The organism is Streptomyces platensis (genome assembly GCF_008704855.1).
In the GTDB taxonomy this organism is placed as follows: domain Bacteria; phylum Actinomycetota; class Actinomycetes; order Streptomycetales; family Streptomycetaceae; genus Streptomyces; species Streptomyces platensis.
On record NZ_CP023691.1, the window covers coordinates 4,519,620 to 4,535,236 of the forward strand.

Below are 15,617 nucleotides of genomic sequence, written 5' to 3' on the forward strand. Positions count from 1 at the left end.
CGCGGGTCTCTCCGGAGGGCCGTCCGGGCGGTGGAGAGGCGCCGTCAGCGGGTCGGGGCTGCCGCCGAACGGGTTAATCCTCATAAGGTGTGCAGTATTGGAGATGAGTGGACGGTCGAGGAGGACCTGCGGTGAGCGAGAAGACCCCGAAGCTGCGTGCTGCGCTGGACGGCGTCCCCACCTACAAGCCGGGCCGGCCGGCGGCGGTCGGCGGCCCCGTCACGTACAAGCTGTCCTCCAACGAGAACCCCTACCCGCCGCTGCCGGGGGTCCTGGAGAGCGCGGTGACCGCTGCCGGGTCCTTCAACCGCTACCCGGACATGGCCTGCACGGGCCTGATGGCGGAGCTGTCCGAGCGGTTCTCGGTGCCGGTGGAGCATCTGGCGACGGGCACCGGCTCGGTCGGGGTGGCGCAGCAGCTGGTCCAGGCGACGTCCGGGCCCGGTGATGAAGTGATCTACGCCTGGCGTTCGTTCGAGGCGTACCCGATCATCACCCAGGTCTCCGGTGCCACGTCCGTGCAGGTCCCGCTGACTTCCGGCGAGGTGCACGACCTGGACGCGATGCTGGCCGCGATCACCGACCGGACTCGGTTGATCTTCGTCTGCAACCCCAACAACCCCACCGGCACCGTCGTACGCCGTGCCGAGCTGGAGTCCTTCCTGGACCGGGTGCCGGCCGATGTGCTGGTGGTGCTGGACGAGGCCTACCGCGAGTTCATCCGGGACGCCGAGGTGCCGGACGGAATCGATCTCTACCGCGACCGCCCCAACGTGTGTGTGCTGCGGACCTTCTCCAAGGCGTACGGCCTGGCGGGGCTGCGGGTCGGTTTCGCGGCGGCCCATGAGCCGGTGGCCGCCGCGCTGCGCAAGACGGCGGTGCCGTTCGGAGTCAGCCAGCTCGCACAGGAGGCGGCGGTGGCGTCGCTGCGCAGCGAGGGCGCGCTGCTGGAGCGGGTCGATGCGCTGGTGGCCGAGCGGGCGCGGGTGGTGGACGGGCTGCTCGGGCAGGGCTGGACGGTCCCGGAGTCGCAGGCCAACTTCGTCTGGCTGCGGCTGGGGGACCGTACGGTCGACTTCGCCGCGGCCTGTGAGCGGGGCGGGGTCGTCGTGCGGCCGTTCCCCGGTGAGGGGGTGCGGGTGACGATCGGCGAGAGCTCGGCGATGGATCTGTTCCTCCAGGCCGCGGAGGAGTTCCGCAAGGCGCTGTAGGACGCCGCAAGGGCGCCGCACCGAGGCCGTGGGTCTGACCGACCCGCGGCCTCGGTGCGTTTTTGCGCCGGCGTGACCACGGTCACGTACCCCCCGGGGATTGGCCGAAAAGTCATAGGAGATAATTGCTTGTGAATGTGAACGCGTTCACAAGCCCATCCGTTATGCGCCTTTTATTGGGTGCATAAGGGGCATTGCCGTGGTGTCGCACGGCGACGTAAGGAGCACGACATGGAACTGGCGTTGGCGCCAGAGACTCTGGCGCGATGGCAATTCGGCATCACGACCGTCTACCACTTCCTGTTCGTCCCCCTGACGATCTCCCTCGCCGCTCTGGTGGCCGGACTCGAGACCGCATGGGTGCGTACGGGTAAGGAGAAGTACCTCAAGGCCACCAAGTTCTGGGGCAAGCTGTTTCTGATCAACATCGCGATGGGTGTCGTCACCGGCATCGTCCAGGAGTTCCAGTTCGGTATGAACTGGTCCGACTACTCACGGTTCGTCGGCGACGTCTTCGGTGCTCCGCTGGCCTTCGAGGCGCTGATCGCGTTCTTCTTCGAGTCCACCTTCATCGGCCTGTGGATCTTCGGCTGGGACAAGCTTCCGAAGAAGATCCACTGCTTCTGCATGTGGATGGTCTCGATCGGCACACTGCTCTCCTCGTACTTCATCCTGGCGGCGAACTCCTGGATGCAGCACCCGGTCGGCTACAAGTACAACGCCGCGAACGGCCGTGCCGAGCTGACCGACTTCTGGAAGGTGCTGACCCAGGACACCACCCTGGTCGTCGTCTTCCACACGCTGACCGCGGCTTTCCTGACCGGCGCCGCGTTCATGGTCGGCATCTCCGCCTTCCATCTGATGCGCAAGAAGCACATCAAGGTCATGCGGACCTCGCTGCGGCTCGGGCTGATCACGCTGGTCATCGCCGGCGTCCTCACCGCGATCAGCGGTGACTCGCTCGGCAAGGTCATGTTCAAGCAGCAGCCGATGAAGATGGCCGCCGCCGAGGCGCTCTGGGAGACGGAGAAGCCGGCGCCGTTCTCGATCTTCGCCTACGGGGATGTCGACAAGGGCCACAACAAGGTCGCCATCGAGGTTCCCGGTCTGCTCTCCTTCCTCGCGCACAACGACTTCACCTCGCCGGTCCCCGGCATCAACGACGTCAACCGGTCCGAGCAGCAGAAGTTCGGGCCCGGTGACTACCGGCCCAACATCCCGGTCGCCTACTGGGGCTTCCGCTGGATGATCGGCTTCGGGATGTCGTCGTTCGCCATCGGACTCGCCGGGCTGTGGCTCACCCGTAAGAAGTTCTGGCTGGCACCGGGGCTGCGTACGGGCGACGAGGAACCACCCCGGCTCGCGCTCACCAAGAACAGGGAGCTCGGTGCCCGGCTGAGCAAGTGGTACTGGTCGCTCGCCTTCGTCACCCTCGGCTTCCCGCTCCTCGCGAACTCCTGGGGCTGGATCTTCACCGAGATGGGCCGCCAGCCCTGGGCCGTCTACGGCGTGCTGCGCACCTCGGACGCGGTGTCCCCGGGCGTCTCCCAGGGCGAGGTCCTCACCTCGATGATCGTCTTCACCACGCTCTACGCGATCCTCGCCGTGGTCGAGGTCAAGCTGCTGGTGAAGTACATCAAGGCCGGCCCCCCGGAGCTCAACGACTCCGACCTCAATCCGCCCACCAAGATCGGCGGCGACAGCACGGACGCCGACCGGCCGATGGCCTTCTCGTACTAGGAGGCGACTGTGCAACTCCACGACGTCTGGTTCGTCCTTATCGCCTTTCTCTGGACCGGGTACTTCTTCCTCGAAGGATTCGACTTCGGAATCGGCGTCCTCACCAAGCTCCTCGCCCGTGACCGGCAGGAGAAGCGGGTACTGATCAACACCATCGGGCCGGTCTGGGACGGCAACGAGGTCTGGCTGATCAGTGCGGCCGGTGCGACCTTCGCCGCCTTCCCGGAGTGGTACGCCACCCTCTTCTCCGGCTTCTATCTGCCGATGCTGCTGATCCTCATCTGCCTGATCCTGCGCGGTGTCGCCTTCGAGTACCGCGTCAAGCGGCCCGAGGAGCGCTGGCAGCGGAACTGGGAGCACACGATCTTCTGGACCTCGCTGCTGCCCGCGGTGCTGTGGGGCGTGATCTTCGGCAACATCGTGTTCGGGGTCAAGATCGATGCTCACAAGGAGTACGTGGGGAGCCTGCTCGATCTGCTGAACCCGTACGCGCTCCTGGGCGGTCTGGTCACGCTGACGCTGTTCACCTTCCACGGCGCGGTGTTCGCCTCGCTGAAGACGGTGGGGGACATCCGGGAGCGGGCGCGCAGGATGGCGGCCGTTCTCGGGCCGATCGCCGCGGTGATGGCGGTCGGGTTCCTCGGCTGGACACAGGCCGACAAGGGCGACAGCACCAGCCTGGTCGCCATGATCGTGGCGGTGGTCGCGCTGGTCGCGGCGCTCGGGGCCAACCGGCTCGGGCGCGAGGGCTGGGCGTTCGCCTTCTCCGGCCTCACCGTCGTGGCCGTGGTCACGATGCTCTTCCTGACGCTCTTTCCGAACGTCATGCCGTCCACGCTGAACGAGAGCTGGAATCTCACGGTCAGCAACGCCGCCTCCAGCCCGTACACCTTGAAGATCATGACGTGGGGTGCCGGCTTCGCCGCGCCGCTCGTGATGCTCTACCAGGGGTGGACGTACTGGGTGTTCCGCAAGCGCATCGGCACCCAACACATAGCCGAGGCCCACTAGTTGAGCTGCTGCCCCTCGGGGCGGCCTCAGCAGGAGGGAATGTTTCACGTGAAACCCGTCGACCCGCGTCTGCTCCGCTACGCTCACGCCACCCGCGGCTTCCTGATCGCGGTGGTGGTGCTCGGGCTTGCCGGAGCGGGCCTGGTCGTGGGCCAGGCGATGCTGATCGCCGAGGTCGTGGTCGGAGCGTTCCAGCACGATCTCGCCCTTGGCGCCCTGACCACGCCCCTGGTGCTGCTTGCCGCGGTCTCCGCCGGACGCGGCCTGGTCTCCTGGCTGACCGAACTGGCCGCGCACCGCGCCGGTGCAGCGGCCAAGTCCGAGCTGCGGATGCGGCTGATCGAGCGGGCGGCGCGGCTGGGTCCGGGCGCGGTGATCGGCCGCACGGACGGCGGCGCGCAGGTCCCGGAGGCGTACGGCGCGGAAGCGGCCGGCGCTTCCGATGCGGGCACGCCGGCGATGCGCACCGGCGAACTCACCGCCCTCGCCACCCGCGGCATCGACGCCCTGGACGACTACTTCGCCCGCTATCTGCCGCAGCTGGGGCTGGCGGTCGTCGTTCCCCTCGCGGTGCTGGCCCGGATCGGCACCGGCGACTGGCTCTCGGCGCTCACGATCGTGCTCACCCTGCCGCTGATCCCGCTGTTCATGGTCTTGATCGGCTGGGCCACCCAATCGCGGATGGACCGTCAGTGGCGGCTGCTGGCCCGGCTGTCGGGCCACTTCCTCGATGTCGTCGAGGGCCTGCCCACCCTGAAGGTCTTCGGCCGGGCCAAGGCCCAGGCCGCCGCCATCCGGTCCATCACCGGCGCATACCGCCGGGCGACGCTGCGCACCCTGCGGATCGCCTTTCTCTCCTCCTTCGCGCTCGAACTCCTCGCCACCATCTCCGTCGCACTGGTCGCGGTCGGCATCGGCATGCGGCTGGTGCACGGTGAACTCGACCTCTACACCGGCCTGATGGTGCTGGTGCTGGCGCCCGAGGCGTATCTGCCGCTGCGGCAGGTCGGTGCGCAGTACCACGCCGCGGCTGAGGGGCTCTCGGCCGCGGAAGAGATCTTCGCCGTCCTGGAGACCCCGCTGCGGACGCCCGGCACCGAGCCCGCGCCTCGGGGCACCGCGCTGGCCGTCGAGGAACTGGTGGTCCGCCACCCGGGACGGACCGCCGACTCGCTTCCCGCGACCTCGTTCGAGGTCCGGCCAGGGGAGACCGTCGCGCTGGTCGGGCCCTCCGGCGCCGGCAAGTCCACCCTGCTGAGCGTGCTGCTCGGCCTCACCGCACCGTCCGAGGGACGGGCCCTGGCCGACGGCCACGACATCGCGTCGCTCTCCCCCGAGAGCTGGTGGCAGCGGATCGCCTGGGTGCCGCAGCACCCGCATCTGTTCGCCGGCACCATCGCCGAGAACGTACGGCTGGCGCGGCCGGACGCGGAGGACGCCGCGGTGCGCACCGCCCTGGGTGACGCGGGCGCGCTGGACTTCGTCGACGCGCTCCCGGACGGGATGGCCACCCGGCTCGGCGAGTCCGGTGCCGGGCTCTCCGCCGGTCAGCGCCAGCGCCTCGCGCTCGCCCGCGCCTTCCTCGCCGACCGCCCGATCCTGCTCCTGGACGAGCCCACCGCGAACCTGGACGGTGCCTCCGAGGAGGCGATCGTGGCCGCGGTCCGCCGCCTCGCGGTCGGCCGTACGGTCCTGCTCGTCGTCCACCGTCCGGCGCTGCTGGCGGTGGCGGACCGGGTGGTGCGACTGCCCGGGCCGGCGACCGGGGCCGCGACGCCCGAGGAGTCGGGTGCGGCGCGGCGTGCCGTGACGGACGCGTCGGTGGCGGTGCGCCCGGAGGCGGCCGGGGGCGCGGTTTACGGGCACGGCGGAGCGACCGGGGCGGCTTCCGCGGACCTCGCGTCCGGGACCGCTGCCGGCTCCGCCCGCGGTGCGGCGCTCACCCGGCTGCGGCGGCTGGCCCGTGCCCACCGGGCGCGGTTCGCGCTGGCGCTGCTGCTCGGGAGCCTCGCGCTGGGCAGCGCGGTGGGCCTGATGGCGACGTCCGGCTGGCTGGTCTCGCGCGCGGCGCAGCAGCCGCCGGTGCTGTATCTGATGGTGGCGGTGACCGCGACCAGGGCGTTCGGCATCGGGCGCGCGGTCTTCCGGTACGCCGAGCGGCTGGTCGCCCATGACACGGTGTTCCGGATGCTCGCCGACGTGCGCGTCGCCGTCTTCCAGCGGCTGGAGCGACTGGCGCCCGCCGGGCTCAGGGAGCGCAGCCGGGGCGATCTGCTGTCGCGGCTGGTGGCCGATGTCGACGCGGTGCAGGACTACTTTCTGCGCTGGCTGCTGCCCGTGGGTGCGGCGGTGCTGGTGGGCGCCGGTGCGGTCGGTTTCACCGGATGGCTGTTGCCGGAGGCCGGGGCGATCCTGGCCGGCGGGCTGCTGCTCACGGGGGTGGCGGTGCCGGTGCTGTCCGGTGCGCTGGCCCGCCGTGTGGAGCGCCGGCTGGCGCCCGCCCGCGGACGGCTCGCCACCAGGGTCGTCGATGTGCTCACCGGTACTGCCGAGTTGACGGTGGCCGGCGCCCTGGGGGCCCGTACGGAGTCGGTGCGGCGCGCGGACCGGGAGCTGACCCGGATCGCCTCCCGCTCGGCCACCGTGGCCGGGACCGGCGCCGGGCTGTCGGCGCTGCTGTGCGGGCTGACGGTCGCGGCGTCGGCGGTGGCCGGTGTCCAGGCCGTGCACGCGGGCCGGCTGACGGGGGTGGCGCTGGCGGTCGTCGTGCTGACGCCGCTGGCCGCGTTCGAGGCCGTGGCGGGGCTGCCGCTCGCCGTCCAGTACCGTCGGCGCACCCGGCACGCCGCCGAGCGGGTCTTCGAGGTGCTGGACGCGCCGGAGCCGGTGTCCGAGCCGGTCACCCCGGCCGCCGCTCCCACGACGCCGTTCCCGCTGGCCGTACGGGAGCTGACCGCGCGCCACCCGGGACAGCACCGCCCGGCGCTGGACGGCATCGGCTTCACCCTGACGGCCGGGCACCGGCTCGCCGTCGTGGGCGCGTCCGGCTCCGGGAAGACCACACTGGCGCAGGTGCTGCTGCGCTTCCTGGACGAGGAGTCGGGCACCTACACGCTGGGCGGCACGGCCGCTCGGGAGATGGCCGGTGACGCGGTGCGGCGGCTGGTGGGGCTGTGTGCGCAGGACGCGCACCTCTTCGACAGCTCGCTGCGGGAGAACCTCAGGCTCGCCCGCCCGGAGGGGCGGGGTGCCGCGGACGCCGACCAGGACCTGTGGGAGGCGCTCGGCCGGGCGCGGCTCGCGGACTGGGTGCGCGGGCTGCCCGCCGGGCTGGACACCATGATCGGGGAGCGCGGCGCCCGGCTGTCCGGTGGCCAGCGGCAGCGGCTGGCGCTGGCCCGTGCGCTGCTCGCGGACTTCCCGGTGCTCGTCCTGGACGAGCCCGCCGAGCATCTCGACCTGGCCACCGCCGACGCACTGACCGCCGATCTGCTGACCGCGACCGAAGGCCGTACGACGGTCCTGATCACCCACCGGCTCACCGGCCTCGACGCCGTCGACGAGGTGCTGGTCCTGGACGGCGGGCGGGCCGTGCAGCGCGGGACGTACGCGGAGCTGGCCGCGGCCGACGGCCCGTTCCGGCGGATGCTGGAGCGCGAGCGGGCGGTGGACGCGGCATACGGCGAGGCCCAGCCGGTGGGGTAGCGCCGGGGCCGGGCGGCGGGGAGCGGAGGCCGGCCCGTCGCCCGCGGGGGCCGGCCGGTGGCGTGCAGGGGCCGGCCGACAGCCGCGTACGCAAACTGGACTTTCCCCGGAAAACTGCCCTTATTAGGCTCATGGCATGGCAGCCACGGCAGGACCACCCCCCTCAGACCCCAGGGACCTCGGGAGCGGTGGCCCGGGTGCGGTCCCCGACCCCATGGACGCCGCCACCGAGGCGACCCGCAGTCTGCGTGGTCTGTCGACCGAGCTGACCGCCCGGGTGCCGCAGTTGCTGGAGGCGATGCGCACGGTCGGCGCGGGGCTCGATCTGCACAGCACCCTCGACCGGATCGTGGCGACCGCCGCCGAGCTCGCCGACGCCCGCTATGCGGCGATCGGGATCATCGACGAGGCCCGCGAGGGGCTGTCGGACTTCGTGACGTACGGCGTGACCGCGCAGCAGCACGAACGGATCGGCGCGCTGCCCGACGGCCACAAGGGGCTGCTGGGTGCCCTCATCCACGACCCCAAGCCGCTGCGCCTCGACGACCTCACGAAGGACGCCCGCTCGGCCGGTTTCCCGCCGGGGCACCCGCCGATGCGGACGTTCCTCGGGGTGCCGATCCGCGTCCAGGGCGACATCTTCGGCAACCTCTATCTGACGGAGAAGCGCGACGGCGGGGTGTTCAGCGACGAGGACCTGCACATGGTGCGGGTGCTGGCCACCGAGGCCGGGATCGCGATCGGCAACGCCCGGCTGTACGCGGCGACCCGGCAGCGGGAGCGGTGGATCGACGGCTCCGTGGCGGTGACCACCGAACTCCTCGCCGGCAGCGATGTGGACGATGCGCTCGCCGTGGTTGCCGAGCAGGCCCGGAAGCTGGCGGACTCGGCGGCCGGCATCGTGCTGCTGCCCGATGAGGAGGGCGGCCTGGAGATCGTCGCGGTGTCGGCCGACGAGCCCGCCGGGATCATGGGGACGCAGATCCCGACCGACAGCCCGGTGGTGGAACAACTCCTCGCCGGGGAGCCGGTGTTCGTGGACGACTCGGCCACCGATCCGCGCATGGTCACCGATATCGCGCAGCGCTTCGGCCCCAGCATGATGCTGCCGCTCAAGAGCGGCGGCCGGGTGCTGGGCACCCTCGCGACCCCGCGGTCCCGGGGTGCCCGCCCGTTCACCGCCGCGGAACGGACGCTGGCCACCCAGTTCGCGGCGCAGGCCGCACTGGCGCTGGTGCTGGCCGACGCCCAGCGCGACCGCGAGCGGCTCGCCGTCTACGAGGACCGCGACCGGATCGCCCGTGACCTGCACGATCTCGTGATCCAGCGGCTGTTCGCGACGGGCATGATCCTGGAGAGCGCACAGCGCCGGACCATCGTGCCGGAGGTGTCCCAGGGCGTCGGCAAGGCCGTCGACGAGCTGGATGTGACCATCCAGGAGATCCGCACCGCGATCTTCGCCCTCCAACAGGGCCCGGCCGAGGCGCCGTCCGGGCTGCGGACCCGGGTGCTGCGCGAGATCGGCACCGCCGCCGTACCGCTCGGCTTCCAGCCCTCGGCCCACTTCGTGGGCCCGGTCGACACCCGGGTCGGCGAGCTGACCGGCAAGAACCTGATCGCCGCACTGCGGGAGGCGCTGTCGAACGCCTTCCGGCACGCCCAGGCCTCCCGGATCGAGGTCGTCGTCGATGCCACGATCCGGCTCCCGGACGGCACCGACGGCGTCCGTCTTACCGTCGCCGACGACGGCATCGGCATCCCGGACAGCGGCCGCCGCAGTGGCCTCAAGAACCTCGCCAACCGCGCGGAGGCGCTGGGCGGCTCCAGCACATACGGCCCGGGGCTGGGCGAGGGCGGCACGGGCACGATGGTGCGGTGGCAGGCGCCGCTGTAAGACGGCACAGGGCCGGTCCGGAATCCGACACCCCCTAGAGGTGGCCGTCCTGAAGGATCCGCTCGATGACCGCCGCGACACCGTCGTCGTTGTTGGACGCCGTACGGCGCGTCGTGGCGGCCAGCACATCCGGGTGCGCGTTGGCCATGGCGTACGAGGTGCCGGCCCAGGACAGCATCGCTATGTCGTTCGGCATGTCCCCGAAGGCGACGACCTCCTCCGGCGCGATACCGCGCTCCGCACAGCAGCGGGCCAGGGTGCCGGCCTTGCTCACGCCGGGCCCGCTGATCTCCAGGAGGGCGGTGGGGCTGGACCGGGTGAAGGTCGCAAGATCGCCCGCCGCCGTATGGGCCAGGGCGAGGAAGGCGTCGGGGTCCAGCTCGGGGTGGTGCGCGAGCAGCTTGATCACGGGCTGGTCGGGGAAGGCGGGGGCGCTGCCGCCGTCCGGACCGTCCGGCTCGGTGTCCTCCGGGCCCAGCGGCGGGACGAAGTCGTCGGCGAGCAGCTTCTCCGCCGGGGCGACGACCGCGGCCGGATCGAGGAGCAGCGGCGGGTACTGCGGCTCGTAGTGGATGCCGCCGGTCCGCTCGACCGCGAAGGAGGTGCCGGGCGCGGCGCTGCGCAGCGCGTCCACGACCTGGCGGGCGGTGGTCCGCTCCAGCGGGCTGACCTCGACGATCCGGCCGCCGCGGTGCAGATCGACGACGGCCGCGCCGTTGGCGCAGATCGCCAGGCCGTGGCCGTGCACATGGTCGCTGACCACGCCCATCCAGCGGGCCGGGCGTCCGGTGACGAAGAAGACCTCCAGGCCGGCCCGCTCCGCGGCGGCGAGCGCGGCGATCGTGCGGTCGGAGACCGTCTTGTCGTCGTGCAGCAGGGTGCCGTCGAGATCGGTGGCGATCAGCCGGGGCGTCACGGCCGTTTCGGGCGCCCGGGACGGTGGGGCGGAGGCTTCAGTCACGGGGCCATCTTCCCGTACCGCTGTGCACAGGGGTGCGGTGGGTTGCGCGCATGAGCCCGCGCGCCGCCGGTCCGGAGACGTACGGGCAGGTGGGCGGAGCTGTCCGGTGCACCGAGGGAGAATCGTCGGGTCCTTCGGACGGCCGTACGCTCGGAGTATGCGACTGAGCACCCTGATACTCCCCGTCCGCCGCTGGTCCGAAGGCGGGCGGGAGGTGTGGCAGCGCGCCGAGGAGCTGGGCTTCCACGCCGCGTACACCTATGACCACCTCTCGTGGCGGACCTTCCGCGACCGGACCTGGTTCGGCGCCGTGCCGACGCTGACCGCGGCGGCGGGAGTCACCTCCCGGATGCGCCTCGGCACCCTCGTCACCTCGCCGAACTTCCGGCACCCGGTCACCCTCGCCAAGGAACTGATCTCGCTCGACGACATCAGCGACGGCCGGATCACCCTCGGCGTCGGCGCCGGCGGCAATGGCTTCGACGCCACCGCGCTCGGCCAGGAGCCCTGGGCGCCGCGCGAACGCGCCGACCACTTCGGCGAGTTCGTCGCGCTGCTGGACCGGCTGCTGAGCGAGGACGTCGTCTCCCACGAGGGCGTGCACTACTCCGCGCACGAGGTGCGCAACATTCCCGGGTGTGTGCAGCGGCCGCGGCTGCCGTTCGCGGTGGCGGCCACCGGCCCGCGCGGGCTGAATCTGGCCGCCCGGTACGGCCAGGCCTGGGTGACGACCGGCGATCCCAAGGTGTCCAACGGGGGCGGCACCCCGGCGGAGTCGCACGAGGCGATCCGCGGGCAGTTCGAGCGGCTGGGGAAGGCCTGTGCCGACCAGGGCCGCGAGGTCGCCGACCTACAGAAGATCATGCTGACCGGCTTCACCCCGGACCGCCCGCTGGACTCCGTGGACGCCTTCGTCGACTTCGCCGGCCACCACGCCGAGCTCGGCATCGACGAACTGGTCCTCCACTGGCCGATCGCCGATTCGCTCTTCGAGGCCGATGTCGCGGTCTTCGAGCGGATCGCCACGGAGGGGTTGGCGCAACTGGCCGCCCGGTAGACGGCTCCCGGTTCGGCGCTCCCTACGGGGCCGGTGCGCCCCGCTCCTCCCGTGCGCCCGACGCGCCGGGCCGTCCCCTGGCCTGGGCTTTACCCCGCATATAGCCCTGAAGAGGGAGAATCGGGACAGCGGCGCAGTGGGCCGCACGCGATGCGCGGCGCAAAGACGGCGCGCGGGCGGTCGGCGCACTGCGCGAAGTGCGGCGTTGTGGAGGAGCCATGGCACAGACCCGATTCGCCCCGGATCGCGGGCTGACCTCACGCATGGTCACGACGATGTTCTTCATCGGACTGCTCTACGTCGTGGTCGTCGGCGTGCTGGTGGTGCTGCTCAAGGGCGCCTGGGTGGTGGTGCTGGTGATCGCCGGTGCCCTGTTCATCGCGCAGTTCTGGTTCAGCGACCGGATCGCGGCATTCAGCATGGGCGCGCGTGAGGTCACCCCGGAGCAGGCGCCCGAACTGCACGGCGCCGTCGACCGGCTGTGCGCGCTGGCCGACATGCCCAAGCCGCGGGTCGCGATCGCCGAGTCGGATGTGCCGAACGCGTTCGCCACCGGCCGTGGTCAGAAGAACTCGCTGGTGTGCGCCACCACGGGGCTGCTCCGGCGGCTGGAGCCGGCCGAGCTGGAGGGGGTGCTGGCCCACGAGCTCTCGCATGTCGCGCACCGCGATGTCGCCGTGATGACCATCGCCTCGTTCCTCGGCGTATTGGCCGGGATCATCACCCGGGCCGCCCTGTGGAGCGGTATCGGCCGCAACAACCGCGACCAGAACGCGGCCATCGCCGTGCTCATCGTGACCGCCGTCAGTGTGGTCGTCTACGCGATCAGCTTCCTGCTGACCCGGCTGCTGTCCCGTTACCGCGAGCTGTCCGCCGACCGGGCCGCCGCCCTGCTGACCGGCCGGCCGTCCGCACTGGCCGCCGCGCTGACCAAGGTCACCGGCCAGATGGCGAGGATCCCGACCGAAGATCTGCGCAAGGCCCAGCCGTTCAACGCCTTCTACTTCGCCCCCGCGTTCAACAAGGAGAGCTTCAGCAGGCTGCTGTCCTCCCACCCGACGCTGGAACAGCGGCTGGACCAGCTGGCCCGGATCTCGACAGAGCTGGGGCGGGCGTGAGGCGTGGTGTGCGTGGGGTCCCGCTGGCGACCGGCCGGCCGTGACGATCAAGGAGTAAGCAGCACATGGGATTTCTGGACGCCATCCTCGGCCGCAGCAAGCCGGTCCGCCCCGATCTCGACCAGCTTTTCGCGCTGCCGTCCGCCGCGGTGACCCTCCAGGCCGCCTCCGGTTTCGTCCCCACCGGACGGGGGTCGGTGTGCTTCGCGAGCGTCGAGGGCGGGGCGTTCGCCCGTATCCAGGAGGAGGCACGGTCCCTGCTGGACGGCTCCGTGGAGTTCACCCAGGACGCGTACGGCTATACCTGGCTGCTCGTACGGCATCCGCCGGAGGACGTGGCGGGCCTGGTCAACGACCTGCATGCGGTCAACACATCCCTGGAGGAGGCGGGCTTCGGCCCCCAGCTGCTGTGTTCGCTGGTCGGCTTCCGGGAGGAGCAGCAGCGGTCGCTGGCGCTGGTCTACCTCTACAAGCGCGGCACGTTCTACCCCTTCGCGCCACAGCGGGAGGGCGGCGAGAAGCGCGACAACCCGCTTGAACTCCAGGTGCGGGCGATGCTCGGGGACGATCTGACGATCGAGAAGGATCTGACGCGGTGGTTCCCGGTGTGGGGCGCGCCGGGGCTCTGAACCGGGGCCTTCCGGGCGGTGGTCAGCCCGGGAATCGCAGGAAGGGGGCCGGTACGCGGCTGGTGAGCCAGACCCCGTTGGCGCTGACCCGGAAGACATGGCCGGCGCGGTGCATGGCGCCCGCGTCGACGGTCAGGACCACGGGCTTGCCGCGGCGCGCGCCCACCCGGGTCGCGGTCTCGCGGTCCGGGGAGAGATGGACGGCATGCCGCGACATCGGCCGCAGCCCCTCCTCCCGTATGGCGGCCACACTGCGGGCCACTGTCCCGTGGAAGAGATGGGCGGGAGGCACGGCCGGCGGCAGATCGAGGTCGACCGGTACCGAATGGCCCTGGTTGGCGCGGATCCGGTCGCCGTCGAGGGCGTAACGCTGCTTGTCGCTGCCGGCTACCACGGCCGCCAACTCTTCCCGGGTGAAAGGGAATCCGTGCCGCGCGGCCGCGGCCATCAGCTCGGCGACGGACACCCAGCCCTGGGCGTCGAGGGTGATGCCGATCCGTTCCGGTTCATGGCGCAGATGCTTCGCCAGGTACTTCGAGAGGCGCACGGAGCGCTGGGTGTTCATGTCTCCAGAGTGCCGCGCAGGGGGTGGGGTGGCACCTGAATTCCCGTGGGGGTCCTGCGGCCGGGAGCTGTGGGGTTGGGAGTCCTGTGGCTGGGGCCCCGGAGTGGGGACCTGGAGTGGGGGCCCGGTGCCGGGAGCCTTGCCGCCGGGAGTCCGGTGGTCCTCCGGCGGGGCTCCCGGCGCGTCACTCCCCTTCGGGGCTGGTCGAGGCCATGGTCTGCGGCCCGGTCTCCGGCCTCGGGGGGGGGCCGTCAGGTGCTGCCCGCGTCACCCGCCGATGCGGTGCCGCAACCGGTGCCGGCGCCGGTGGGGCTGCTGGTGCTGGTGCTCGGGCCTGTGTCGCCCGCCACCAGGGCGTCCATCGTGCGGGCCTGTACCTCCCGGTGTGCGGCGGCGGCGATGAAGGCGGCCGTGTTCTCCGTACCGACCAGGTCCCGCACGGCCTGCACTGCACCGGCGGGGAGCAGCACCGTCTCCGGGCCGGCTGTCGGCGCGGGCGCCGGGGCGGCCGCGGTACGGGGGTCCGCGACCGGCCCGGGGGCGGGCAGCGGGGCGGGCGGCAGGCCGGAAGCGGCCCGAGGCGTGGGGACGCTCCCGGCCCCTGCCCCTGGTTCTGCTCCGGCTGCTGCCCCTGCCCCGGGCCCGGCCCCTGCACCAGCTGCTGCCCCGGCCCCTGCTCCCGCAGCCGTTCCGGTGGATCTCCGTGTCTCGGTCGGCAGTGCCTCGCTGAGGTGATGGCGCAGATAGCGGGTGGCCAGGGTGCGCATGGCGCGGGCGAGTTCGGCGTCGATGGTCTGTTGGGCCAGGGGGCGCAGCCGGCGTACGAGGGTGGCGGCCTCCGCGGCCTCGGCCTCGGTGGGCGGGTGGTCCAGGAACTGCTGGAAGACATGCTCGGTGGTGAAGTCCAGGAAGCGGGCGGCGATGTGCTCGACCTGGCCGCGGACCTCCCGCAGATGTCTGGAGATCGCCGTCAACGGGACCCCGGCGGAGTGCAGTTCGGCGGCGACGGCGAGTTCCTGCGGGCTGGGGACGAGGAACTCGTCGTCCCGGCCGGGGATACGTTCCAGGACGCCCAGTTCGACGGCCTCGGCGAGCGCCGTCTCATCGGGGCTGCCCCCGAAGGCGGCGTACAGCTCGGTGCGGCTGACGCGGGACGCCTCCTCGTCGGTCCACGGCCCGTCGATCTCGGCGACCAGGCCCAGGACCCCGCCGAGGTCGCGGCCCGCGTCCCAGGCCTCAAGGAGTTCCTTGATGCTGGCGAGGGTGTAGCCGCGGTCCAGCAGATCGGCGATCTGGCGCAGCCGGGCCAGATGGGCATCGCCGTAGACATTGGCCCGGCCGCGGCGTTCCGGGCGGGGAAGCAGACCGCGGTCCTGATAGGCGCGGATGGTGCGCACCGTGGCGCCGCTGAGGTGCGCCAAGTCCTCGATGCGGTACTCGGCGGTGCGGGTCTCGCCCGTGGGCGGCTGCTCGGTCACTGCGGTGCTCCTTACGAGATGGCCGCGCGCTACGAGCCGGCCGGCCACGTGGCCCATCGCGCCCGCCCCGGCTCAGTGCGGCCGGGGAAGACGCCAAGCCGGCGCGACGGCCGTGCGCAGCGACCCTTCCTGCGAGGGATGGTACGGCCGCCCTCGGTACCGCGGATTCGCTGCGTCCAGCTCCCCCTCCGGACCGGGGCCGAGGCTCCGGCCCGGAGGCCAAGGGGCGGCGTAACGGCCGGACGGGA

11 protein-coding genes are annotated in these 15,617 nt (G+C 71.8%); 8 read left to right on the forward strand and 3 right to left on the reverse strand.

Annotated elements, in window-relative coordinates:
- Positions 1-131: 131 nt before the first annotated feature.
- The 5 genes from hisC to CP981_RS20020 all read left to right on the forward strand — a co-directional run bounded on the left by hisC (position 132) and on the right by CP981_RS20020 (position 9,561).
- The gene (gene hisC, locus CP981_RS20000) at positions 132-1,211 is read left to right on the forward strand and encodes a histidinol-phosphate transaminase (protein WP_085924586.1); all 1,080 of its coding nucleotides are present in this window, start codon (positions 132-134) and stop codon (positions 1,209-1,211) included.
- A gap of 231 nt (positions 1,212-1,442) precedes the next feature.
- Positions 1,443-2,951 (forward strand): cytochrome ubiquinol oxidase subunit I, encoded by a 1,509-nt coding sequence (locus tag CP981_RS20005; RefSeq protein WP_085924587.1) that lies wholly within the window; start codon positions 1,443-1,445, stop codon positions 2,949-2,951.
- A 9-nt stretch (positions 2,952-2,960) separates the two neighbouring features.
- On the forward strand, positions 2,961-3,962 hold the full coding sequence (cydB, locus tag CP981_RS20010; RefSeq protein WP_085924588.1) for a cytochrome d ubiquinol oxidase subunit II: 1,002 nt from the start codon (positions 2,961-2,963) through the stop codon (positions 3,960-3,962).
- Between the two features lie 39 nt (positions 3,963-4,001).
- Positions 4,002-7,667: a thiol reductant ABC exporter subunit CydD gene (gene cydD, locus CP981_RS20015; protein ID WP_085924589.1), complete on the forward strand. Its 3,666-nt coding sequence runs from the start codon at positions 4,002-4,004 to the stop codon at positions 7,665-7,667.
- A gap of 214 nt (positions 7,668-7,881) precedes the next feature.
- The gene (locus tag CP981_RS20020; RefSeq protein WP_085924590.1) at positions 7,882-9,561 is read left to right on the forward strand and encodes a sensor histidine kinase; all 1,680 of its coding nucleotides are present in this window, start codon (positions 7,882-7,884) and stop codon (positions 9,559-9,561) included.
- A 34-nt stretch (positions 9,562-9,595) separates the two neighbouring features.
- Here the strand turns inward: CP981_RS20020 and CP981_RS20025 are convergent, their stop codons facing one another.
- Positions 9,596-10,522: a Cof-type HAD-IIB family hydrolase gene (locus tag CP981_RS20025; RefSeq protein ID WP_085924591.1), complete on the reverse strand. Its 927-nt coding sequence runs from the start codon at positions 10,520-10,522 to the stop codon at positions 9,596-9,598.
- Between the two features lie 157 nt (positions 10,523-10,679).
- On the opposite strand from CP981_RS20025, the gene CP981_RS20030 reads away from it, so the two are divergent.
- The 3 genes from CP981_RS20030 (at position 10,680) to pspAB (ending at position 13,326) form a co-directional block, all read left to right on the forward strand.
- On the forward strand, positions 10,680-11,579 hold the full coding sequence (locus CP981_RS20030) for an LLM class flavin-dependent oxidoreductase (RefSeq protein WP_085924592.1): 900 nt from the start codon (positions 10,680-10,682) through the stop codon (positions 11,577-11,579).
- 218 nt (positions 11,580-11,797) lie between these two features.
- Entirely contained in the window at positions 11,798-12,697 is a 900-nt protein-coding gene (gene htpX, locus CP981_RS20035) for a zinc metalloprotease HtpX (protein WP_085924593.1), read from the forward strand.
- Between the two features lie 65 nt (positions 12,698-12,762).
- Positions 12,763-13,326, forward strand: a complete 564-nt coding sequence (gene pspAB, locus CP981_RS20040; protein WP_085924594.1) for a PspA-associated protein PspAB — start codon at positions 12,763-12,765, stop codon at positions 13,324-13,326.
- 22 nt (positions 13,327-13,348) lie between these two features.
- Here the strand turns inward: pspAB and CP981_RS20045 are convergent, their stop codons facing one another.
- Both CP981_RS20045 and CP981_RS20050 read right to left on the reverse strand, forming a co-directional pair.
- On the reverse strand, positions 13,349-13,891 hold the full coding sequence (locus CP981_RS20045) for an RNA 2'-phosphotransferase (protein ID WP_085924595.1): 543 nt from the start codon (positions 13,889-13,891) through the stop codon (positions 13,349-13,351).
- 251 nt (positions 13,892-14,142) lie between these two features.
- Positions 14,143-15,369 carry a MerR family transcriptional regulator gene (locus CP981_RS20050; protein WP_244329710.1) on the reverse strand — a complete coding sequence of 409 codons (1,227 nt, stop codon included), beginning with the start codon at positions 15,367-15,369 and terminating at the stop codon, positions 14,143-14,145.
- Positions 15,370-15,617: the final 248 nt, after the last annotated feature.

Bases quoted from the DNA above. Each gene is read 5' to 3' on its own strand.
- pspAB (WP_085924594.1), top strand. From the start codon at position 12,763: ATGGGATTTCTGGACGCCATCCTCGGCCGCAGCAAGCCGGTCCGCCCC.
- CP981_RS20005 (WP_085924587.1), top strand. From the start codon at position 1,443: ATGGAACTGGCGTTGGCGCCAGAGACTCTGGCGCGATGGCAATTCGGC.
- CP981_RS20020 (WP_085924590.1), top strand. From the start codon at position 7,882: ATGGACGCCGCCACCGAGGCGACCCGCAGTCTGCGTGGTCTGTCGACC.
- CP981_RS20045 (WP_085924595.1), bottom strand. From the start codon at position 13,891: ATGAACACCCAGCGCTCCGTGCGCCTCTCGAAGTACCTGGCGAAGCAT.
- CP981_RS20030 (WP_085924592.1), top strand. From the start codon at position 10,680: ATGCGACTGAGCACCCTGATACTCCCCGTCCGCCGCTGGTCCGAAGGC.
- cydD (WP_085924589.1), top strand. From the start codon at position 4,002: ATGTTTCACGTGAAACCCGTCGACCCGCGTCTGCTCCGCTACGCTCAC.
- htpX (WP_085924593.1), top strand. From the start codon at position 11,798: ATGGCACAGACCCGATTCGCCCCGGATCGCGGGCTGACCTCACGCATG.